The organism is Massilia eburnea, assembly GCF_009720745.1.
GTDB lineage: Bacteria > Pseudomonadota > Gammaproteobacteria > Burkholderiales > Burkholderiaceae_D > Rugamonas > Rugamonas eburnea.
The window spans coordinates 1-21,407 of the sequence record NZ_WNKX01000008.1 but is presented as its reverse complement, the minus strand read 5'-3'; the positions used below and the strand labels follow the sequence as shown (position 1 = coordinate 21,407).

Below are 21,407 nucleotides of genomic sequence, written 5' to 3'. Positions count from 1 at the left end.
GTTTCGGGACACGGGCTCGGCCATGTTGCGGCCGGGCCCGTGTCCCATTTCGGGTGTGACCCCAAGGTGGGACACGGGCTCTTGCGTAGGGTTTGATTTAGCGCAAAACCTCCCTGGTCCAAATGATGCAAGGTGGAATTACTTTCCACACGGAGGAGGTGCTATGGCTGCAATGACGATCCACCTGGCTGGCGACGTTATTTCCGCAATCGCCAAATGGGCGCCGATTGAGCAAATGTCGGCGGAAGAATTCATCCTCAGCGCCGTTTCCGAAAAGTGCGAGAAGGCCAACGCACTGGAGGAAGTGGAACGCTTCTGGCGCGATCTCGCGCTTCCCCTACCTTCCAGCAATTAGCGCCAGCTCGGCGCTCATGTTTGCAATCGCAGCGGCGGTGTAGTTGTCGGTGAAGAAGGGGTCCGCGAACAGCGTGCCCGCTTCTGCTTTGCCGCGCAGGTGCGCCAGGATCTGGGCGCGCTTGCTGTTGTAGTCCGCTTCGGGCACGTGGGCGTATTCGGCGCGGATGCCCGTTGCGTAAGCCTGGTATACCTCGGCTTCCTGGCCGAGGATGGCCAGGTCCACCGACAGCATGGTGTCCTTCAGCGGGTGCAGCATGGCGCCGCCCTGGAAATGGTCGGTGGCGCGGATCAGGGTCGCCACTTCTTCGGCGCGCACCGCGTCCGGCTCCAGGCCGCTGCCCAGCCACAGGCGCGCGCTGGCTTCTTCGTTGGAGACCTCGCCGGCGGCGTGCGCATACACGGCGTCGTGGAACCAGAAGGCGGCCTTGACCAGTGCCACGTGGGCCGGTGCAGCGCCGGTATTGGCGGCCCAGGCGCGGATTTCGGCCAGGCCGTGCACCAGGTGGTCGAGGTTATGGTAATGGCGCTCGGCGCCGCCGTAGGCCTGTTCGCCGGTCAGGCGTTCGAACCATTCGGCCGAATGCGGGCGCTCGCGCCACAGGCTGTCCCATTCCTTGCGCAGCCAGGCCAGGATCCACGCTTTGTAGGCCGGCGCCGGAACGAATTTCTTCATCGTCCAGTTCCAGCCCACCGGGCCTTCCAGCGCCTTGACGAAGCTGGAACTCACCGAACCCAGGTCGCGCGGCGGCATCACGAACAGCGTCTTGGCGCCGCCGATCACTTCCACATTGGTTTGCTGGATCAGGTTTTCGTAATCGAAATCGGCGGTGCTGCGGATGCCGCGAATCAGGTAGCCGACGCCATTGCGCTTGGCCACGCGCGCCGTGTATTCGCTTTTCACGATCTGCACTGCGACGTTATTCCAGCCCCGCTCTGCGCAGCTGGCCAGGACGATGGCCTTGCGCTCTTCGGCGGAGAATTTGGGCGCCTTGGTGGAGTTCTCGGACAGGAAGACCACTACCTCCTCCGCGATGGAACGCGCTTCGCCAATGACCCACATATGGCCGTTGGTGATGGGGTCCAAAGTCCCCGAGAAACCGATCTTCTGCATGCCCTGCTCCGGATGTCGAAAACGACATTCTAGCTCGGGGCAAACTCCACCGTCACTTTCAGGCCTCCCAGGCGCTCGGACGCGTCCAGCGCCAGCGTGGCGCCGTGGCGTTCGGCGATGGCGCGGATGATGGCCAGTCCCAGTCCGCTGCCCTGGGCTTCACTGCCCGGCACGCGGTAAAAGCGGTGGAATACGCGCTCGCGTTCTTCCGGTGCGATACCGGGGCCGCTGTCTTCCACCACCAGCTTTGCCCCGGCGCCGCCGCAGGCGCCCAGCACCGAAACATCCACCGTGCCGCCGGCCGGCGTGTATTTGACTGCGTTATCGACCAGGTTGCGCAACAGGATCACCAGCGCATCGCCCTGCCCCTTGACCGAGGCCTCGTCGGCCTGTTCCAGGCCCAGGTCGATCGAACGCGCTTGCGCGGCGCCCGCCATATCGCCCACGGCGCGCTTGGCCAGGTCGGTCAGGCTGACCGGCTCCAGCTTGGCGTCGGCCGCTTCGGTGCGGGCCAGCACCAGCAATTGCTCCACCAACCGCGAGGCGCGCTCCACGCCAGCCGACAGGCGCCCGATGGCGACGTCGCGTGCTTCGCTGCCATCAGCACGGGACAGGCTGAGGATCTGCAGCTTGAGCGCCGCCAGCGGCGTGCGCAGTTCGTGCGCTGCGTCGGCCACGAAATTCTGCTGCGCTTCAAAGGCGGTCTGCACGCGCGAGAACAGCAGGTTCAGTTCCTGCACCAGGGGCCGCACTTCGTCCGGCAAGTCCGCATCGGATACTTCGGACAAGTCGTCCGCCTGGCGCGACGCGAGCTGCCGCTGCACCCGCGCCACCGGCGCCAGCGAGCCGGACACCACCCACCACACCACCAGCATCAGCACCGGCGCCATCAGGGCGATGGGGCCGACGGTGCGCAATGCCAGCGTGCCCGCCATGCGCTTGCGCACGGCCAGGTCCTGGGCGATCTGGATGGTCTGGTTGGCCGATTGCGCCGAGAACACGCGGTAGGTAGTGCCGTTGGCGCGCACGTTGGAAAAGCCCAGCACGGCGCGTTGCGGCAGTTCGGCGCGCGACAGGGAGCGGAAGACCTGGATGCCATCCGGCGTCCATACCTGCACCACCATCTCGTCGTTGCCGGGATCGGAAGGGTCGTTATTGCTGGTGGAGGCCATGGGCGCATTGGAGCGCAGCGACATGGCCATCTGCTGCATGTGGTAGTCGAAGATCTGGTCGGCGTCGTTCAACGCCGAGCTGTAGGCGATCATGGCCTGCGCCACGGCGGCCATGGTGATCGCCGCCAGCAAAAACCATAGCAGGCGCCCACGCAGCGAGTGCGTGACGTTGACCTTCGGGACTGCCATCATCATTGTTTCGGCACCATATAACCGAGGCCGCGCACGTTCTGGATCAGGTCCGATCCGAGCTTCTTGCGCAGGCCGTGGATATACACCTCGACTGCATTGGAATTGACTTCATCCTTCCAGCTGTACAGCTTTTCTTCCAGCTGCGCGCGCGAGAGAACGATGCCGGGGCGGGCAATCAGCGCTTCCAGCACCGCCCATTCGCGGGCCGACAGGCTGACCGGCTGGCCGTTGGCGATCACCTCGCGCGTTTGCGGATTGATCGACACACCCTTGTGCTCGAAGATCGGCTCGGCGCGGCCGGCGGCGCGGCGCAGCAGGGCGCGGATGCGGGCCAGCAGCTCGTCCAGGTCGTAAGGCTTGAGCACATAGTCGTCGGCGCCGGCATCCAGGCCGGCGATGCGCTGCTCCACTGCGTCGCGCGCGGTGGCCACCAGCACCGGGGTCAGCTCCTTGCGGGCGCGCATGGAGCGCAGAACTTCCAGCCCGTCCTTCTTCGGCAGGCCCAGGTCCAGCAGCACCAGGTCATACGTCTGGGTCTGCAGGGCCGTGTCGGCCATGGCGCCATCCTTGACCCAGTCGACTGCGTAGTGCTCGGCCCTGAGCAGGTCGAGCACTACCTCGCCGATCATCGTGTCATCTTCTACCAGCAGGAGGCGCATTTCTTTCCTTTCTTGTTGTTTTAGCCGAGGCGCACCGGGATAAAGATACGCTCGTCGCCGCGCTGGATCAGCAGCGCAACGGATTTACTGGATTTTGCCACGAGGTCGCGTACATCGCCCACTGAAGTGACCGGGCGGCCGTTCACCGACAGCAGCACGTCGCCCGGCTGCACGCCTGCGCTCAGGGCGGCGCCGCCGGCGTCCTCGATCAGCAAGCCCGAAGACAGGCCGGATTCGCGGCGCTCCATCGGGTCCAGCTGGCGCAGCGACAGGCCGAGGCGCAGCTTGGAGGCCGCTTCATCGTTCTGTACCGCCGCGACGTTGCGGTCGCTGGCATTTCCCAGCTTGCCTTCCAGCGAAACGGTCTTACCCTGGCGCCAGACTTCAAGCGTTACTTTATCACCTGGCATGGCCAGGCTGACCATGGCCGGCAAATCGCCCGAGGCAACGATCTTCTGGCCGTTCATCTTGCGGATTACGTCGCCCGCCTTCAGGCCAAGCTTGTCGGCCGGGCCGCCGCGTTCAACATTGGCCACCAGCGCACCTTCCGGGGACTCCAGGTCGAAGGAGTCGGCAAAGCCCTGGTTCACTTCCTGCACCATTACGCCAAGGCGTGCATGCACCACCTTGCCGGTCTTGACGACCTGGTCGCGCACGCGGGTGGCGACGTCGATCGGGATCGAGAAGGACAGGCCCTGGTAGCCGCCGCTCTGGCTGTAAATCTGCGAGTTGATGCCGATCACTTCACCGCGGGTGTTGAACAGCGGACCGCCCGAGTTGCCAGGATTGATTGCGACGTCGGTCTGGATGAAGGGCACGTTGGAATCGTCAGGCAGGGAGCGTCCTTTTGCGCTCACCACACCGGCGGTGACGGTGTTTTCCAGGCCGAACGGCGAACCGATGGCCAGCACCCACTCGCCCACCTTCACGTCGTTGGAACGGCCCAGCGGGACGACCGGCAGGTTCTTGGCGTCGATCTTCAGCACAGCCACGTCGGTTTTCGGGTCGGAACCGAGCACCTTGGCGCGGAATTCGCGGCGGTCGGTCAGCTTGACCGTCACTTCGCTGGCGTCGCGCACCACGTGGGCATTGGTCAGGATGATGCCGTCGGCGCTGACGATGAAGCCGGAGCCGACGCCATGGGTCGGCACGGCGCCGCCACGGCCGCGCGGGCCGGGCTGCTGGAAGCGGCGGAAGAATTCGAAGAACGGATCGTTGTCCGCATCGGCGTCCTGGTCGCCCCGGAAGCTGGCGGCCTTGGTGCTGCCGACTGTGGAAATATTGACAACAGCAGGACCATTGCGCGACGCGATCACGCTGAAGTCAGGCAGGGAAATCATCGGCGCGGGCACAGGCGCCGGCGCGCCCTGGGCGGCGTTGGTGGCCGGGGCGGTGATGGCAGCGACTGGGGCGGGCGATGCGAAGGCCTGGCTATGCTGGACAGCGATGGCTGCACCGGCACCGACAACGCCGGCGGTAGCCAGGGCGAGGAACATGGTAGTGGTGTTGCGCATGGTTTGACTCCTGATGAAAATAGCGTTTCTCAACGGCTCCAATATGCGGCATTAAACTTAGATGCGTCTTAATGCAAAAAGGCCGGAAATCCGGCCTTTTTCATGGGAGCTGGACGCGCTTAGGCGGCAGCTTGCTGCTCCAGGGCAGTGTGGTTGACAACACCGTCAATGGCGATCTTGCGCGGTTTCAGCGCTTCCGGCACTTCGCGCTGCAGCTCGATGGTGAGCACGCCGTTGCTGAAGGAGGCGCCATTCACCTTCACGTGGTTGGCCAGCTGGAAACGCTGCTCGAAATCGCGGAAGGCGATCCCGCGGTGCAGGTAGGTCTTTTCCTGGCTGTCTTTCTGCTTGCGGCCAACGACGACCAGCGAGTCGCGCTCGGTGGTGATGTCGATTTCGCTACGGTCAAAGCCGGCCAGCGCCATCACGATACGGTACTGGTCTTCCGACACCAGCTCGATATTGTAGGGCGGGTAGCTGGGCTGGTCGCTGCGATGCGCGTCATTCAGCATCTGGGCCAGGCGGTCGAAACCGATTGCGGAACGATACAGTGGGGTCAGGTCAAAAGTACGCATGTTCATATCCTTTCAAAGTTAAGCGATATAAGGTCCCGCGGTCCCCTTCTGGGCAACCGCTGACTCGGATATAGGAACCGCAAAACGGATTTCAAGGGATTTTTTTGAGATCGGTCAGGACCAGGCATGGCCTAATCCTTTCCAAGAAAGGCCGAGACATGCCGCCTGGCACTGATTGCGGCAGGGGCGTCGGCGCTGAAGTCGAAGCCGTGCCCGGCGCCGGGATATACGACCATTTCCGCCGTGGCCCCCAGCGTCTGGGCCTTTGCGAAAATGGCATTACCATCCTGCAGGGGGACCACCGTATCGGCATTGCCGTGAATGAGCAGCAATGGCGGCAGTGTCCGTATCTCGGACTGCATTTCCGCAGCATTGGGCAGCCTGGCATAGAGCACGACCAGGGCAGATACTGCCGGATTGTTTGCCGCACTGGCGATGGCAATGCGCCCGCCCTGCGAAAAACCCAGTAGGGCAACTGCGCCATTGGCACGCGGCAGGGCTTTCACCTGCTCGATCACTTGCCTCACTTCCGACGCCCAGCGCTGGAAGCGGGTCGCATAAGCTTCGCCATCGAGCCTGTTCTGCTGGAGCGCCGTGTAATCGGCCTCGTTGTAATACTCGAGGTCGTACACATCAAAGTTCTGCTTCGTCAATGCCAGCGCGTACCGCTCGTAGTCTAGCGCACAAGCGGCAATGCATTGGTATCCGTGCAGCAAGATGACGGCAGGCGCCTTGGAGGCTGACGGTGCGGAATAGACTTTGGCAATGACGCTGCCTTCACTGGTGTGGAAAACCTGGGAATTAGCCGCGAACGCGAATTGCGCGCTGAAAACAAGGGAAACGCACAGTACATATTGCTTCAGTTTCATCTGGGGCCGGCAGTTAGAAAAAGGCAAAGCTTATCATCTTGCTCATATGGGAAGGTTCACGAATATTCACGCTCGTAAATCGTTACGTTATGAAACAATCGCCCTCCCCCTGCGTGCTACACTCGCCCGTCGCTCTTTCCTTGTTGAAATAAATGAAACTGCTCACCAAAACCGCCTTCGCCCTGATGCTGGGCGCCGCCTTCAGCGCACAGGCCGGCCAGGCCATCCCTGCCCCGGTCGACCAGCCTTACCCAGGCACCATCGTGATGAAGGTCGATGCTTCCAACACCGCCCAGAACTTCTACCGCGTCCAGCAGACCATCCCGGCCAAGCCCGGCAAGATGACGCTGCTGTTCCCGCAATGGGTAACGGCGCAGCACGGCCCGACCGGCGCGTTGAACCAGTTCGCCGGCTTCAAGGTTTCCGCCAACGGCAAGAACTTGGCCTGGCATCGCGACAACGTGAACGTGTACGCCTTCCACATCGAAGTGCCGGCCGGCGCGAAATCGATTGATGTCGAATACCAGCACCTGGCGCCGACCGAGTCCGCGCAAGGCCGCACGTCGATCACGCCTGACATCCTGGGCATCCAGTGGCAGTCGCTGACCATGTACCCGGCCGGCTACGCCACGCGCCGCATCCCGATCCAGACCACGCTGACCCTGCCGGCCGGCTGGCAGTACGGCTCCGCGCTGGAAGAAGCCGAGCGCAAAGGCGACGTGGTCACCTTCAAGACCACCGACGTCGAAACCTTCGTCGATTCGCCGCTGTTCGCCGGCCGCTATTTCAAGCGCTTCGACCTGGACCCGGGCGGCAAAGTGCCGGTGCACCTGGACGTGGTGGCAGACAATGCCGAAGCGCTGGAAGCCAAGCCAGAGCAGCTCGAATTGCACCGCAACCTGGTCAAGCAAGCCTACAAGGTATTCGGCTCCCAGCATTACAAGCACTACGATTTCCTGTTCGCCTTGAGCGATGAATTCGGCGGCGTGGGCCGTGAACACCACCAGTCCAGCGAGAACGCGCTGAAAGCCGACTACTTCACCGACTGGAACAAGACCGAGGGCGAACGCGGCCTGCTGCCGCATGAATTCACGCACTCCTGGAACGGCAAATTCCGCCGCCCGAAAGGCCAGGACGTGCTGAACTTCAACCAGCCGCTGCAAAACGATCTGCTGTGGGTATATGAAGGCCAGACCACCTATTACGGCGATGTGCTGGCAGCGCGCTCGGGCCTGATGAAAGCCGCCAGCATCAAGGACACCATCGCCGCCACCGCCGCCCGCTACAGCATCATGAAGGGCCGCGAATGGCGTTCGGTGCAGGACACCACCTACGACCCGATCATCAACGCGCGCCGCCCCATCCCATGGTCGAACTACCAGCGCAGCGAGGACTACTACCAGGAAGGCATGCTGGTCTGGCTGGACGTGGACACCAAGATCCGCGAACTGTCCGGCGACAAGCGCTCGCTGGACGATTTCTCCGCCAAGTTCTACGGCGTAGACGATGGCCGCAACACCGCCCTCCACTACACCTTTGAAGACGTGGTCAAGGCGCTGGACAGCGTGCAGGCCTACGACTGGGCCACCTTCCTGCGCACGCGCATCGAAGACCTGGGCCCGGTGCCGATGGATGGCATCACGCGCGCCGGCTACAAGCTGGTATTCGCCGACAAGCAGACCGATTTCCTGAAGGCTTCGGAGGATCGCAGCAAGTCCGCCGACTTCACCTACTCGCTGGGCTTTAACGTCGGCAGCGAAGGCAAGATCCAGAGCATCCAGTGGGAAGGCATCGGCTTCAAGGCCGGCCTGTCCGGCAACACCACCCTGCTGGCGGTGAACGGCCGCGCCTACAAGGCAGAACTGCTGCGCAAGGCGGTCACCGAAGCCAAGACCAGCAAGAAGCCGATCGAACTGCTGGTGAAGCACGGCCAGGAGTACCGCACCATCGCGCTGGCGTACTACGAAGGCTTGAAGTACCCGCGCCTGGAACGCATCGAAGGCACGCCTGACCGGCTGGAAGCCATCCTGTCGCCGCGACAGTAAGTCACGTGCAACGGGCGCACTGCGGTGCGCCCGTTTTCTGTTGCCCGCGCTAGAGTATCGGGCATCATGTATACCGTCTACACCTGGTCGACACCGAACGGCCGCAAACCCCTGATCATGCTGGAAGAACTGGGCCAGCCTTACGAAATCGTCCCGGTGAACCTGCGCGAGCATGAGCAGTTTGAGGCCGGCTTCCTCGCCATTTCCCCCAACAACAAAATCCCCGCCATGAAGGATGGTGCGCTTTCCATGTTCGAGAGCGGCGCGATCCTCACCTACCTGGCGGAGAAGCACCAGCGCTTCCTCGCCAACGAAGGCCCGCAGCGCTACTGCGCCTTGCAGTGGCTGTACTGGCAGGTCGGCGGCCTGGGCCCGATGCTGGGCCAGTTGGGCTTTTTCGAGAAGAAGGACTCGGCGCTGGCGAAGGAACATTTCAGCGCAGAGGCCGAGCGCCTGCTCAATGTGCTGGACCGTGCGCTGGCTGGCAGCAGCTACGTCGCCGGCGACGAGTACACCATCGCCGACATGGCCTGCTATCCGTGGACCCAGGCCGCCGCTTCGCATCTCGAGTTGAACCTGTCCGGCAAGCCGGCCGTGCAGCGCTGGCTTGGCATGATGGGCGAACGCCCCGCTGTCCGGAAGGCGATGGCGTGGAAGCCGCCGGCTACTTGATATAGCGTGCGCTCCAGGCGGCGATCAGGCCTGCCACATACACGGCATCTTCGCGTACGGACAGCAAATGGTCCGCCGTGTCGAGGGAGATAAAGCTCTTCGGATGTTTCGCCGCCGCAAAGATTTCCAGCGCATTGTTGATGCCGACCGTGGCATCGCCCGGCGCATGCATGATCAGTAAAGCCTTGCGCATGGTGGCGATCTTGTTGCGCAGGCTGTTCTCCGCCACGTCTTCCAGGAATTGCCGTTTGATGCGGAACGGCCGCCCCGCCAGCTGCACCATCGCCTCGCCCTGCGCCGTGATCGCGTCAATCTGTTCGCCGAACAGCTGTGTCACGTGCACCGGGTCGCTCGGCGCTGCGATGGTGACCACTGCCTGCACTTCCGGCACGCTGCCGGCAAAGGCCAGCGTTGCGGCGCCTCCCAGGCTGTGCCCAATCAGCAGGCGCGGCGCCTGGAATTCGCGCCGCAGGAAGTCCGCAGCCGCCTGCAAATCCGCCAAGTTGGAAGAGAAATTGGTGTTGGCGAACTCGCCCTCGCTGGCGCCCAGCCCGGTGAAGTCGAAACGCAGCACCGCGATGCCATGCGCGGCCAGCGCCTGCGCGATGCGGCTGGCGGCGAAGACATCCTTGCCGCAGGTGAAGCAATGCGCGAACAGGGCATAGGCGCGCACGCCGCTCTCGGGAGAGTCCAGCAGCGCCGCCAGCCTGTCCCCGCCAGCGCCAGCAAATTCGAGCTTTTGTGCATACATAAGCGTTCCTCCGCGCCCATCATACGCCTTCCACCAGGCGGTTCAGCGCAAGATTCAATTGTTCGCCCATGCGTTCCAGGTCGGCCATGGCATCGTGCACTGCCGATGTTTCGCCATGCGCCAGATGTTGGACCAGTTGCCGCGCCATTTCATGCTGGGCTTCATGCAGGCGCTGCGCCACGGTCACCAGCTTGCCTGCCTGCGGGCGCTGCACGGCCTGTTCCAGCCACATATCGAGGCGGCATTGCTCTTCGATGAAGGGCGGCAACGGCTGCGTGCCATCGCGCGCGTAGTCGAGCAAGGTGCGTATCCAGGCCTGGTGCTCGACGGCCGCTACCAGCAGCTGTGCGCTATTGCGGTCGAGCACCCGGCACCCAGCCAGGCCGTCCGGCAAGCGCCAGGCGGCAGCCCAGGCCTTCACCTGGTGCGGCGGCATAGGGCGGGCGATGCCGTAGCCCTGTCCCATCAGGCAGCCCATCTGCACCAGCATGCGCGCGTGCTCGATGCTCTCCACGCCTTCAGCAATGACTTCGCGCTTGAAGGCGGCGGCCATGCCCAGCACGCCCTCCAGGATGGCCAGGTCATCCGAGTCGACCAGCATGTCGCGCACGAAGCTCTGGTCGATCTTGATGCGTTTGGCGGGCAGCTGCTTCAGGTACAGGAGGGAGGAATAGCCGGTGCCGAAATCGTCCAGCGCAAACGGCACGCCCAGCGCGGCGCACTCCGTGATGGTTTGCGAGACGTGCCCGATATCGTTCAGGGCACTGGTTTCCAGCACTTCGAGCTTGATGCGGCCGGCGCCTACGCGCGGGTGGGCGCCCAGCTTGGCGCGCAGGCGCTCGACGAAATCGCGCTCCTGCAGCTTGGTGCTGCTGACGTTGACGCTGATCGCCACGTCAAGTCCCTCGGCCAGCCAGGCCTGGTGCTGACGCAAGGCTTCGTCCATGACCCAGTTATCCAGCGACGCGGCGATGGGGTGGCCTTCGATCAGCGGCAGGAATTCGGCCGGCGGCAGCAGGCCTCGATCCGGATGCTGCCAGCGGATCAGCGCTTCTGCCGAATTCAATTCGCCTGTCTGCAGGTTGACGATGGGCTGGTAATGCAGCACGAATTCTGCATTGGAGATGGCGCGCGCAATCTCGGCCAGAGGACCGCTCACCTGCGCGCCGGCGGCCGGCATGTCGTCGCCAAATACGGTGTAGCGGTTCTTGCCCAGCGTCTTGGCGCGATACATGGCCTGGTCGGCCTGGCGCATCAACTGGTCGGCGTCGATTTCCACCGATTGTGGATAAATCGCGACGCCAATGCTGCCGGTCACGCGCAGAACTTTGCGCTCGACCACCACCGGCGCCGCCACCGCTTCCAGCAGGCGCACCACCATCGGGATAAAATCCGAGGCATCCTGCAGGTCGTCCAGCATCACCACAAATTCGTCGCCCCCCAGGCGGCACACGGTGTCGCATTCGCGCGTGGCGTGCGTCATGCGCGCGCCCAGGGCTACCAGCAACTGGTCGCCGAATTCGTGGCCCAATTCATCGTTGACCGCCTTGAAGCCGTCCAGGTCCAGGTAAGCCACCACCAGGCGGCTGCCGCGGCGCCGCGATTGCGCCATGGCGTGCTGCAGACGATCGGCCAGAAGGCGCCGGTTCGGCAGTCCGGTCAGCGGGTCGTAGTGGGCAATACGGTCCAGATGCTGCGCCTGCAAGGTCTGCTTGGTGATGTCCGAGAAAATGCCGACGTAATTGAGCGCCTTGCCGCGCGCATTGCGGATGCCGGTGATGGTCAGGCGTTCCACATACAGCTCGCCGGATTTGCGGCGGTTCCAGACTTCGCCCTGCCAGAAGTTATCGCTGTGCAGGCGCTCCCACATCGCGTCGTAAAACTCGCTGCCCTGGCGGCCGGAGCTCAGCATGCTGGGGTTGCGGCCGCAGGCTTCGGCTCTTGTGTAGCCGGTGATTTTCTCGAAGGCGCCGTTGACGTCGATGATGGTGGCGTCGGCTGCCGTGATCATGATGCCTTCGCCGGCGTGCAGGAAAACGCTGGCGGCAAAGCGCAGCTTTTCCTCGTTGCGTTTGCGCTCGGTGACGTCGCTCAGCGTGCCCGAGATGCCGATCAAGGCGCCGTCCTGCCCCAGCGTCAGGCGCGCGAACACTTCCACCCAGCGGAAGCTGCGGTCGCGATGCAGGTAGCGGATCTCGTGCCGGCAATATTCTTCTTCGCGCCGTAGCAAGGGCATGAAGCGCTGCTGGTTCAGCTTGCGGTCTTCCGGCCACAGGTATTGGAGGAAGGGCTTGCCCAGGCTGTCCGCCACCTGATGGCCGGTCAACTCTTCCCATGCGGGATTGAGGAAAGTCCAGCAGCCGGCGGCATCGGTCTGGAATACCACTTCCTTGAGATTATCCAGCACGGACTCGGCAAGCCGGGCGCGCGCACCGGCGTTGGGAAGGGAAAGTTGGGTCAGCATTTTTCGATTATAGAAGTAGCCCTCTAATCGAGAAATTGCCCTAGATCAAATTTGCCCCAGATTATCAGGCGAACAAGCCATGCAGGTACCAGCGCGTTTCCTCGGTGCCGGGCGTGCGTTCGCGGAACACCCAGTAATAGGCGTGATCTTCGCCCTCGGCGATGAAGTAGTCACGGGTTTGGGTGTCGCTCCACCAGCCGGCCTCGATGCGCTCGGCGCTTGACACCATGCGCAGCGGGGAGCAGTAGAACGGTCGGTGGTCGCGCATCAGCAGCTGGATCGGCTTGGGCAGCAGGAAGGCCGGGCGCGGCAAGGGGCGCGGCGGCATCTGGGACGCGACGTCGGCCGGGCGCACCTTTTCGTGCAGGGGCACCCAGCGGTTGGCGACTTCGGGGCGGTAGTCTGCTTTCGGATAAGGCTGCAAGACGTTGTCGGCGCCGAGGCGCGCCACCAGCACTTCGAACAGGCGCTGGCGCTCCTGCGGGCTGCCGCCAGGTTCGGGGAAGAGCGAATCGCTGAGCGGGGCCATAGCCTCCACCTGGGCCGCTTCCAGCGCCAGCCCGATCACCGGCGCCGGCAGCTCGACCTTGGCCAGGCGCTCCTTCAGCAGGCGCACGATGTGCTCGTCGCGCCAGGTGGGTTCGGCCAGCATCACTTCCACCGGCGTCGGCGGGCAGGCTTCGCGGCCTCTTTCATGCTCCAGCAGCAGGCGGATGCGCGAGACGGCGAACTGGTGGGCGCACAGCCAGCCGGTCAGCTGCTGCAGCAGGCGGCAGGCGCCGGCCAGCAGCAGGTCGGTGTTTTCGATGCGGCCGAACAGTTCCAGCTTGGCCTTGAAGGTGGGCGGCGCTGCGATCCACTCGTGCATTTCGGGCGCCAGGCCTTGCGCGGCATCGAGCATGTCCAGCACTTCGATGCCGCAGCGGCGCTGCAGGCCGGGACGCGGCAGGCGCACCAGGTCGCCGATGCTGAGGCAGCCGATGCCGTCCAGCCAGCGCTGGTGGCGCTGCAGCGGCGGCAGCAGGCCCACCGGCAGGCGGTGCAGGTGGCGCAACAGGCTGTCGAGCTTGAGCGTGCGGCCGCCGCCGGCGCGCGCCAGCAGCCAGGCGCCGCGCGCGGTGGGCGCCACGCCCAGCACGCCGCTGAAGCCAAGCTTTTGCAGGCTGTCTTCCACCAGTCGGCACAGGTTGCGGATGCCGCCGAACAGGCGCAGGCTGGCGCCCACATCCAGCAACAGGGTGGCGCCCTCGCCTTCCGCTACCTGGGGCGTGTATTGCAGCATGGCCATGGCGACGGCGTGCAGGGCTTCCTGTTCCAGCTGCGGGGCGCGCTCGTGCATCTGGGCGTCCGGCGCCAGCATCAGCGCGCCGCTGCGGCGCATGCCGGGCCGCACGCCCATCTGGTGGGCGCGGTAGGACACTGCCAGCACGCCTTCCTGCTCCAGCACCACGCTGCACAAGTCATCCGACCAGTTGGGGCAGAACACTTCGAGCGGTAGCCGGGGCAGGTAGAGGCCGATCCACAGACGCATGGCGTTGCAACAGGGTTGGGGTTAACGGGAGGAACAGCGGCGTGTCGCGCTGCGGTCCCCGGCGTTTGACGAATTCGATATGGATGCCTCCCGGCGCCGGGCGCAGCGCCAGCCGCAGCGGTGCGGGGGAGGAATCCTGGGCGGCGGCAATCGGCCGCAGCAGGAAGAACAGGGTCTCGCCGCACTGGGCCGCCAGGTGCAGGCGGCGCAGCGATTCGTTGCGGATGTGCTGCTGCCACAGCAGCACGGCGCCGCAACTGCCGCTGCGCAGGATCTGCTCGGCTGCCCACAGGCTGTCGGCGGTCTTGCCGGTGTTGCGGATCCATAGCAGTTGCTGGGGAGGCAAATCCAGCGCCAGGGTTTGCGGGTTGTAGGGCGGCTGCAGCATGGCTACCGGATTTTTCAGGCTGCTTAACGTGGCTTGCAATAAACGCAATTCGCCAATGCCGGGTTGCTGGAGTAGCAACTCCGTCAGCACGCCCGTGGGCCAGCCGCCTCCTGGCAACTGATGGGAGAGCACGGGAATGCCCGTATCCACGCAGGACGTGGCACCCTTGCTGAGCTGGGATGCCAGCCAGAGGGCCGGGTGCAGGGGTTGTGGGTCGAAAAGCGCCATAGCGAACGATACTGTATATGCATACAGTATAATCCTACTGGCGCGCGGAGAAAACCTGTTTCAGGGTTTGGGCGTCCAGCACTGCTTCGCTCCACTTGGCAAGCTGCTCTGGGCTGGCCTTGGCGAGCCGCTTCCGGACCGTAGGAGATAGTGCGCCAAAACGTCGATTAAGCAGGCGCTCCAGCATTTGCGCGGCCCCTTCCTGCCGACCTTCCTGCCGACCTTCCTGCAGGCCTTCCTGCAGGCCTTGCGCGCGGCCTATCTTAATGCCGCGCTTCTCGCCTTTCTTCTCACCTTGCTCAAACCGGAGCTTGTCATAAGGATTAATCCATTCCACGTTACGCCTCCTTTCAAGCCGCCTGATGCTGCGTATTAGCCGACTCTCCAGTTCGGCTGGCAAAGGCATCAGCCAGTGAATGATCGTGAACAGGTCGATAATACGCCGCTTGCGCCAGCCACGTTCGTACAGAAGCCTGATTAGCCGCCATTTATCGGCGTGGCGCGACTCGGCCTTGCCATGCGACCTTTGCGCCAATAAATGCGCAGCCGTAACCCACGCAAAGACATTGCGTTCAAGCAGTAGTTCATCAACCACCTCAGCCAGCTCCTTGTCACGGAAGCTGATCGGGCGATGCCGATCGATCAGATCCCGATATTGCGGGAAGAAAAAGGCGATGAATTCCGCCAAGTTGTGCTTGAGCGCCCGCTTCCAGGGCGAATCGTAGTGATCGGCCATGCATCGAGCCTAGCGGCGCCAGCGGTCCGCCGGTAGCGGTTTGCGCAAGACTAGGTTAAGTAATGACCCGCCTGATAGAATCGGCAATATTGCCAACTAAAAACCACTGACATGCAACTGATCGGCGCCATCCTGTTTGCCCTCGCCCTAGTGCACACCTTCAGCGCGAAAGCGTTTGAGCGGCTGTCGCATAAATTCCCGCGCCATGCCGGCTTGCTGCACTTGCTGGGCGAGGTGGAAGTGGTGTTCGGCTTCTGGGCCATGGTGCTGCTGGTGGTGATGGCACTCGTGGCCGGGCCGCAGAACGCGATTGCCTACGCGGAAACGCAGCAATATACCGAACCATTGTTCGTCTTCGTGGTGATGGTGGTGGCGGCATCGCGGCCGGTACTCGATTTGGTGCAGCGCCTGATCGACGTGCTGTCGGGGGGGCGTCCATTGCTGCAAGCCTGGATGGGACTGGCGCTGGTGCCGCTGGCAGGCTCACTGATCACCGAACCGGCCGCGATGACGCTGGCGGCCTTGATGCTGGCGCCGCAAATTTTCCGCGATGGCGTGCCGGAATGGCAGAAGTACGCCGCGCTGGGCGTGCTTTTCGTCAACGTCTCGGTCGGCGGCACGCTGACCGCCTACGCCGCGCCGCCGGTACTGATGGTGGCCGCCACTTGGCAATGGGACAGCGCTTTCATGGCCGCGAATTTCGGCTGGAAGGCTATGCTGGCCGTACTGGTGAACGCCACTGCCGCTTGCTGGCTGCTGCGCGCGCACCTGAGCGAAGGCGTCCGCCGCGATGCGCCGGCGCTTGCTTCACGCAGGCCAGCGCCGCTGCTCACCAGCATGATCCATCTGGCGTTTCTCGCCGCCGTGGTGCTGCTGGCGCATCATCCCGTGCTGTTCCTCGGCCTGTTCCTGTTCTTCCTCGGCTTCACCACCGCTTATCCGCAGCATCAGTCGCCGCTGATTTTGAAAGAAGCCCTGCTGGTCGGCTTCTTCCTCGCCGGCCTGGTCGTGCTGGGCAGCATGCAACAGTGGTGGCTGCAACCAATTGTCGAAAGCCTGCAGCCACTAGCGCTCTTCTTCGGCGCGCTGGGACTGACCGCCATCACCGACAACGCTGCCCTTACCTATCTCGGCTCGCTGATTGACGGCATCAAGCCGCAAGCGCAATACATGCTGGTGGCAGGCGCGGTTGCCGGCGGCGGGTTGACTGTGATCGCCAACGCACCGAATCCTGCAGGCGTTGCGCTGCTGCGTAAAGGATTCCGCGATGAATCAATTGGCGCACTCGGATTGCTGGCAGGAGCCCTTGCTCCGACTGCAGTTGCTGCCCTCGCGTTCTTTTTGTAGGACTACGCCGCGCTAGCGTAGCGCGCGCCTTGCGGCTGCTGCTTACGCTATTCTGGCCTCACCATCCACACCAATGAGGAGAGGCAGAATGAGCTACCTAGACCGCGACAAATTCGGCATCTATCGCGACCGTGACGATAACGATGGACCGGGTCCGCGCCTGATGGGCGCCGACACGCTGATGGGTGAAGACGTCTATAACCGCCAGGAAGAAGACCTCGGCGACATCAAGGAAATCATGCTCGACATGCAGACCGGACAGATTGCCTATGCGGTGCTGTCCTTCGGCGGCGTGCTGGGCATGGGCGACAAGCTGTTTGCCGTGCCATGGCAGGCCTTGCAGCTCGACACGGTGAACAAGCGCTTCGTGCTCGACTGCACCAAGGAAAGACTGGAGAACGCGCCTGGCTTCGACAAGGACCGCTGGCCGGACATGGCAAGCCCCGAATTCAGCACGCAGATCCACGACTTCTACGGCACCACCGCCACCGGCATGCGCACCTCGACCGGCAGCGTGATGGGCTCCGGCACCAGCACCATGCAAAGCGGCTCGACCAGCGGCAGCAGCTATAGCGGCGGCTCCACCGGCAGCTCGAGCGGCAACAAGGGCAATTACTGATTGAACCGTGCGCGGCGCACCAAGCGCCGCGCTGACAGCGCGTTTAACGCTGCATCGATTCCCACACTTTCGTCAGGCGTTTGACGGACACCGGCATCGGCGTGCGCAGTTCCTGCGCGAACAGAGAAACGCGCAACTCTTCCAGCATCCAGCGGTATTCCACCAGTTTCGGATCGGTGTTCTTGCCGGCGGATTTGTCGCGCATCAGGCGCTGGTAAGGCGCAGCAGCCTGGTTCCACTCTGACATGGCCTTGGCGTCGCGTGCGGCGTCTGCGCGCAGCTTTTCCAGGCGCACGTTCATCGCCTTCAAGTAGCGCGGGAAGTGCGACAGCTGCGCAAACTCGTTCTCGATCAGGAAGCGCTTGTGCACCAGGCCCTGCAGCTGCTGCTGCATGTCCTGCGCCACTTGCTGGCTGATGCCTTGCAGGCGCTTGGGCAGGCCGTGGTATTCGGTCAGCACCTGCGACACCAGGCGCGCGATTTCGTTCACCAGCAGCACGATGCGGGACTTGCCTTCGTCCTTGCGCTTGTTGAAGCTCGCTTCGTCGGTGGGCAGCGGATCCTGCAGGCAGGCGATATCGATGGCCTTGGCGATGATCTGGTCACGCAATTCCTCCTGCGTGCCCATGGACATGAATTGCATGCCCATTTGCTGCAGGTTGGGAATCGATTTCTCGACGAACTTGATCTGGTCGCGCATCTGCAGCATGAACAGGCGGCGCAGGCCGATACGGTGGGTGCGCGCGGCGACGTTCGGGTCGTCGAACACCTCCAGGTCGCAGTGCGTGCCCTTGTCCACCAGGGCCGGGAAGCCGATCAGGCTTAGCTTGCCTTGCGTGATTTCCAGCAGCTCGGGCAGTTCGCCGAAGCTCCAGGTGGTGATGTTGGTGTGCTGCGGCGCCGCGCCAGCGCCAGCATTGATCGCGCCGCCCCGGCCGGAGCCAACGCCAGCACCGGCACTGCTGCCGGAACCTGCAGCGCCGCGTGCGGCGTCGGCGGCGATGCCGCCGTGCTTGCCTTTGGCCGCGCCGGCGCCACCGCCCGAGCTGCCAGCGCCGATGCCGCCACCCGCCAGCGGCGCCAGTGGCGCGGCGGAGGCAGGCGTATTGCCGCCTTCGGCCATGCGCTGGAAACTCTGGCGCGCCTGCAGGCCGTATTCCGCCTGCAGCGTGGCCAGGTTGCGGCCCATATCGAGCTGGCGGCCATGTTCGTCCACCACCTTGAAGTTCATGAAGTGGTGCGCAGGCAGCTGTTCCGGCTTGAAGTCGGAGGTCAGCACGCTGATCGTGATCTGCTTGCGGATGTCGGCAATGATGGCGTCGATCAGGTCACCGCGTGCAAACTCGGTACGCTCGCAGAATTTGGCGGCGTAATCCGGCAACGGCACCATGTGGCGGCGCTGCTTCTGCGGCAGGGTTTTGAGCAGCAGATGCACCTTCTCCTTCAGCATGCCCGGCACCAGCCATTCGCAGCGCTCACGCGAGAGCTGGTTCAGCGCGTACAACGGTACCGTCAACGTCACGCCATCGCGCGGCGTGCCCGGTTCGAAGTGATAGGACAGCTGCATTTCCAGCCCGGCCGCCATCATCTTTTTCGGGAACAGGTCGGTTGTGATGCCTGCCGCCTCGTGGCGCATCAAGTCGTCGCGGTTCAGGAACAGCAGTTTCGGATCGTCGTGCGAGGCGTCCTTGTACCATTTCTCGAATCCGGCCCCATTCACCACGTCGGCGGGAATGTGCTCGTCGTAGAAAGCTTCGATCAACTGGTCGTCAACCAATACGTCCTGGCGGCGCGATTTGTGTTCCAGGTTTTCGATCTCGCGCACCAGCTTGTGGTTGTGGGCAAAGAACGGCAGGCGGGTGTCGTAGTCACCGCCAACCAGGGCATCGCGGATGAAGATTTCGCGCGCTTCGGCCGGGTTCTTCTGGCCGTAATTGATGCGGCGCTGGCTGTACACCACGATGCCGTACAGCGTTGCGCGCTCGGACGCGGTGACTTGCGCCGGGCGTTTTTCCCAGCGCGGCTCGCCCCAGGATTTTTTCAGCAGGTGGCCGCCGATCTTCTCGATCCATTCCGGCTCGATGCGGGCCACGCAGCGCGCATACAGGCGCGTGGTTTCCACCAGTTCGGCGGAGACGATCCACTTGCCAGGCTTCTTCGACAGGTGCGAGCCGGGCCAGACGTGGAATTTGATGCCGCGCGCGCCGAGGTAGGCGCCGCCGGGTTCGTCCTCGCCCTTGAAGCCGATGTTGCCCAGCAGGCCGGTAAGCAGGGCCATATGCAGCTGGTCGTAGGTGGCCGGCAGTTCGTTGGTGCGCCAGCCCTGCTCTTTCACGATGGTGAGCAGTTGCGAGTGCACGTCGCGCCATTCGCGCAGGCGCAGCTGGTTCAGGAAAGTCGCGCGGCACGAGTCCATCAGCTGGCGGTTGGACTTCTTGTGCTCGATGGCGTTCTCGAACCACTTCCAGATTTTCAGGTAGCTGAGGAATTCGGATTTTTCGTCGGCGAACTTCTTGTGCGCTTCGTCGGCGGCTTGCTGGTGTTCGACCGGGCGGTCGCGCGGGTCTTGCACCGACAGCGCGGAGGCGACAATCAGGACTTCGGTCAGGCAGTGGTACTCCTGCGCGGCCAGGATCATGCGGCCAACGCGCGGGTCGAGTGGCAGCTTGGCCAGCTTGCGGCCAAGTGGCGTCAGCTGGTTATCGTCGTCGACTGCGCCCAGCTCCTGCAGCAGCTGGTAGCCATCCGCGATGGCGCGCCCCAGCGGCGGCTCGATGAAGGGGAAGCTCTCCACATCCGTCAGGTGCAGGGACTTCATGCGCAGGATGACGGAGGCCAGCGAGGAGCGCAGGATTTCAGGATCGGTGAACTTGGGACGCTGCAGGAAGTCCTGCTCGTCGTACAGGCGGATACAGACGCCGTCGGCCACGCGGCCGCAACGGCCGGCGCGCTGGTTGGCGGCCGATTGCGCCACCGGTTCCACCTGCAGCTGCTCCACCTTGTTGCGGTAGCTGTAGCGCTTGACGCGCGCCAGGCCTGCGTCCACCACGTAGCGGATGCCGGGCACCGTCAGCGAGGTTTCCGCCACGTTGGTGGCCAGCACGATGCGGCGCGCGTTCGTGGTGCGGAAGACGCGGTCCTGCTCTTCCACCGAGAGGCGGGCGAACAGGGGCAGGATTTCAACGTGCGGCGGGTGGTGCTTGCGCAGTGCTTCGGCGGCGTCGCGGATTTCCCGCTCGCCGGGCAGGAAGACCAGCACGTCGCCGCTGCCGATGCGGCAGACTTCATCGACGCCGTCGACGATGGCGTCCATCAGGTCGCGCTTGTCGCGGGCGGCGGCGGTGCGGGCGCCCTTGGCGTCGCCGCCTTGCGCGCCCGGTACCACGACCTGCTCGCGCTCCACGGGGCGGTAGCGCACCTCGACCGCGTACAGGCGGCCGGAGACTTCGATCACCGGCACCGGCGGCTTGCCTTCCTGCGTGAAGTGGCGGGCGAAGCGCTCGGCGTCGATGGTCGCGGAGGTGATGATCACCTTCAGGTCCGGGCGGCGCGGCAGGATCTGCTTCAGGTAGCCAAGCAGGAAGTCGATGTTCAGGCTGCGTTCGTGGGCTTCGTCGATGATGATCGTGTCGTAAGCCTTCAGCAGCGGGTCGGTCTGGGTTTCGGCCAGCAGGATACCGTCGGTCATCAGCTTGACCGAGGCGCCCTTGCTCAGGGTGTCGTTGAAGCGGACCTTGTAGCCGACGGTTTCGCCCAGGGGCGTGCCCAGTTCCACGGCGATGCGTTTGGCGGTCGACGACGCGGCAATGCGGCGCGGCTGGGTGTGGCCGATCAGGCCTTTCTGGCCGCGGCCCAGTTCGAGGCAGATCTTCGGCAGCTGGGTGGTCTTGCCGGAGCCGGTTTCGCCGGAGACGATGACCACCTGGTGCTTGCCCAGGGCTTCGGCGATTTCGGCGCGGCGGCCAGAGACAGGCAGTTCTTCCGGGAAGGTGATCGGCGGCAGCGGGTTGCGGAAGGCGCGCGCAGCTTCGCGTTCGGCGCGCTGCTCCGTCGTCTCCCGATCGCGGCGCTCGGCACGACGTCCCTCACCGCGCTCGCCGGCCTTCCCGCCTTCACCAGGTGCCGCGCGACCGGCGCCAGCGCCGTGCGCAGGCGCGGCGTCGGCGCGTCCTGCGCC

General features: G+C 64.0%; 17 protein-coding genes. 5 read left to right on the top strand and 12 right to left on the bottom strand.

The features are described 5' to 3' along the window. Window positions 1–163 precede the first annotated feature (163 nt). Entirely contained in the window at window positions 164–355 is a 192-nt protein-coding gene (locus GM658_RS12275) for a hypothetical protein (protein WP_155454334.1), read from the top strand. Here the strand turns inward: GM658_RS12275 and coaD are convergent. The 6 genes from coaD to GM658_RS12245 all read right to left on the bottom strand — a co-directional run bounded on the left by coaD (window position 338) and on the right by GM658_RS12245 (window position 6,449). Next, window positions 338–1,468 carry a pantetheine-phosphate adenylyltransferase gene (coaD, locus tag GM658_RS12270; RefSeq protein WP_155454333.1) on the bottom strand — a complete coding sequence of 377 codons (1,131 nt, stop codon included), beginning with the start codon at window positions 1,466–1,468 and terminating at the stop codon, window positions 338–340. The two genes, GM658_RS12275 and coaD, sit on opposite strands and share 18 nt — an antisense overlap. A 29-nt stretch (window positions 1,469–1,497) precedes the next feature. After that, window positions 1,498–2,832, bottom strand: a complete 1,335-nt coding sequence (locus GM658_RS12265; protein WP_155454538.1) for an ATP-binding protein — start codon at window positions 2,830–2,832, stop codon at window positions 1,498–1,500. Further along, on the bottom strand, window positions 2,832–3,491 hold the full coding sequence (locus tag GM658_RS12260) for a response regulator (protein ID WP_155454332.1): 660 nt from the start codon (window positions 3,489–3,491) through the stop codon (window positions 2,832–2,834). Before GM658_RS12260 ends, GM658_RS12265 begins: the two co-directional genes overlap by 1 nt. A gap of 20 nt (window positions 3,492–3,511) precedes the next feature. Next, window positions 3,512–5,005 (bottom strand): DegQ family serine endoprotease, encoded by a 1,494-nt coding sequence (locus GM658_RS12255; protein WP_211841856.1) that lies wholly within the window; start codon window positions 5,003–5,005, stop codon window positions 3,512–3,514. 119 nt (window positions 5,006–5,124) lie between these two features. Further along, window positions 5,125–5,580 (bottom strand): Hsp20 family protein, encoded by a 456-nt coding sequence (locus tag GM658_RS12250; RefSeq protein ID WP_155454331.1) that lies wholly within the window; start codon window positions 5,578–5,580, stop codon window positions 5,125–5,127. A gap of 131 nt (window positions 5,581–5,711) precedes the next feature. Then, a complete protein-coding gene (locus GM658_RS12245; RefSeq protein WP_155454330.1) occupies window positions 5,712–6,449 on the bottom strand; it encodes a dienelactone hydrolase family protein in 738 nt (245 codons plus the stop codon). Window positions 6,450–6,601: 152 nt separating this feature from the next. Between GM658_RS12245 and GM658_RS12240 the strand changes: the two genes are divergently transcribed. Then, a complete protein-coding gene (locus GM658_RS12240; protein ID WP_155454329.1) occupies window positions 6,602–8,494 on the top strand; it encodes a M61 family metallopeptidase in 1,893 nt (630 codons plus the stop codon). A gap of 66 nt (window positions 8,495–8,560) precedes the next feature. Continuing rightward, window positions 8,561–9,166, top strand: coding sequence for a glutathione S-transferase family protein (locus tag GM658_RS12235; RefSeq protein WP_155454328.1), 606 nt, complete (start codon window positions 8,561–8,563; stop codon window positions 9,164–9,166). Here the strand turns inward: GM658_RS12235 and GM658_RS12230 are convergent. The 5 genes from GM658_RS12230 to GM658_RS12210 form a co-directional block, all read right to left on the bottom strand. Further along, window positions 9,159–9,917 (bottom strand): alpha/beta hydrolase family protein, encoded by a 759-nt coding sequence (locus GM658_RS12230; protein WP_155454327.1) that lies wholly within the window; start codon window positions 9,915–9,917, stop codon window positions 9,159–9,161. The genes GM658_RS12235 and GM658_RS12230 overlap by 8 nt on opposite strands. A gap of 19 nt (window positions 9,918–9,936) precedes the next feature. Continuing rightward, entirely contained in the window at window positions 9,937–12,381 is a 2,445-nt protein-coding gene (locus GM658_RS12225) for an EAL domain-containing protein (RefSeq protein ID WP_155454326.1), read from the bottom strand. 64 nt (window positions 12,382–12,445) lie between these two features. Beyond that, window positions 12,446–13,912: a Y-family DNA polymerase gene (locus tag GM658_RS12220; protein WP_155454325.1), complete on the bottom strand. Its 1,467-nt coding sequence runs from the start codon at window positions 13,910–13,912 to the stop codon at window positions 12,446–12,448. Further along, the gene (gene imuA, locus GM658_RS12215; RefSeq protein ID WP_155454324.1) at window positions 13,842–14,528 is read right to left on the bottom strand and encodes a translesion DNA synthesis-associated protein ImuA; all 687 of its coding nucleotides are present in this window, start codon (window positions 14,526–14,528) and stop codon (window positions 13,842–13,844) included. Before imuA ends, GM658_RS12220 begins: the two co-directional genes overlap by 71 nt. A 34-nt stretch (window positions 14,529–14,562) precedes the next feature. Next, the gene (locus GM658_RS12210; RefSeq protein WP_155454323.1) at window positions 14,563–15,264 is read right to left on the bottom strand and encodes a DUF4351 domain-containing protein; all 702 of its coding nucleotides are present in this window, start codon (window positions 15,262–15,264) and stop codon (window positions 14,563–14,565) included. 111 nt (window positions 15,265–15,375) lie between these two features. Here GM658_RS12210 and GM658_RS12205 point away from each other — a divergent pair, with 111 nt between their 5' ends. Both GM658_RS12205 and GM658_RS12200 read left to right on the top strand, forming a co-directional pair. Beyond that, a complete protein-coding gene (locus tag GM658_RS12205) occupies window positions 15,376–16,611 on the top strand; it encodes a putative Na+/H+ antiporter (protein WP_155454322.1) in 1,236 nt (411 codons plus the stop codon). A gap of 88 nt (window positions 16,612–16,699) precedes the next feature. Next, window positions 16,700–17,230: a PRC-barrel domain-containing protein gene (locus tag GM658_RS12200; protein WP_155454321.1), complete on the top strand. Its 531-nt coding sequence runs from the start codon at window positions 16,700–16,702 to the stop codon at window positions 17,228–17,230. A 43-nt stretch (window positions 17,231–17,273) separates the two neighbouring features. Here the strand turns inward: GM658_RS12200 and hrpA are convergent. Beyond that, window positions 17,274–21,407: ATP-dependent RNA helicase HrpA (gene hrpA, locus GM658_RS12195; protein WP_229416880.1), on the bottom strand; the 4,134-nt coding region annotated here is incomplete at its 5' end.

Coding starts and splice junctions, on each gene's coding strand:
- GM658_RS12275 (WP_155454334.1), top strand. CDS start 164: ATGGCTGCAATGACGATCCACCTGGCTGGCGACGTTATTTCCGCAATC.
- coaD (WP_155454333.1), bottom strand. CDS start 1,468: ATGCAGAAGATCGGTTTCTCGGGGACTTTGGACCCCATCACCAACGGC.
- GM658_RS12265 (WP_155454538.1), bottom strand. CDS start 2,832: ATGATGGCAGTCCCGAAGGTCAACGTCACGCACTCGCTGCGTGGGCGC.
- GM658_RS12260 (WP_155454332.1), bottom strand. CDS start 3,491: ATGCGCCTCCTGCTGGTAGAAGATGACACGATGATCGGCGAGGTAGTG.
- GM658_RS12255 (WP_211841856.1), bottom strand. CDS start 5,005: ATGCGCAACACCACTACCATGTTCCTCGCCCTGGCTACCGCCGGCGTT.
- GM658_RS12250 (WP_155454331.1), bottom strand. CDS start 5,580: ATGCGTACTTTTGACCTGACCCCACTGTATCGTTCCGCAATCGGTTTC.
- GM658_RS12245 (WP_155454330.1), bottom strand. CDS start 6,449: ATGAAACTGAAGCAATATGTACTGTGCGTTTCCCTTGTTTTCAGCGCG.
- GM658_RS12240 (WP_155454329.1), top strand. CDS start 6,602: ATGAAACTGCTCACCAAAACCGCCTTCGCCCTGATGCTGGGCGCCGCC.
- GM658_RS12235 (WP_155454328.1), top strand. CDS start 8,561: ATGTATACCGTCTACACCTGGTCGACACCGAACGGCCGCAAACCCCTG.
- GM658_RS12230 (WP_155454327.1), bottom strand. CDS start 9,917: ATGTATGCACAAAAGCTCGAATTTGCTGGCGCTGGCGGGGACAGGCTG.
- GM658_RS12225 (WP_155454326.1), bottom strand. CDS start 12,381: ATGCTGACCCAACTTTCCCTTCCCAACGCCGGTGCGCGCGCCCGGCTT.
- GM658_RS12220 (WP_155454325.1), bottom strand. CDS start 13,912: ATGCGTCTGTGGATCGGCCTCTACCTGCCCCGGCTACCGCTCGAAGTG.
- imuA (WP_155454324.1), bottom strand. CDS start 14,528: ATGGCGCTTTTCGACCCACAACCCCTGCACCCGGCCCTCTGGCTGGCA.
- GM658_RS12210 (WP_155454323.1), bottom strand. CDS start 15,264: ATGGCCGATCACTACGATTCGCCCTGGAAGCGGGCGCTCAAGCACAAC.
- GM658_RS12205 (WP_155454322.1), top strand. CDS start 15,376: ATGCAACTGATCGGCGCCATCCTGTTTGCCCTCGCCCTAGTGCACACC.
- GM658_RS12200 (WP_155454321.1), top strand. CDS start 16,700: ATGAGCTACCTAGACCGCGACAAATTCGGCATCTATCGCGACCGTGAC.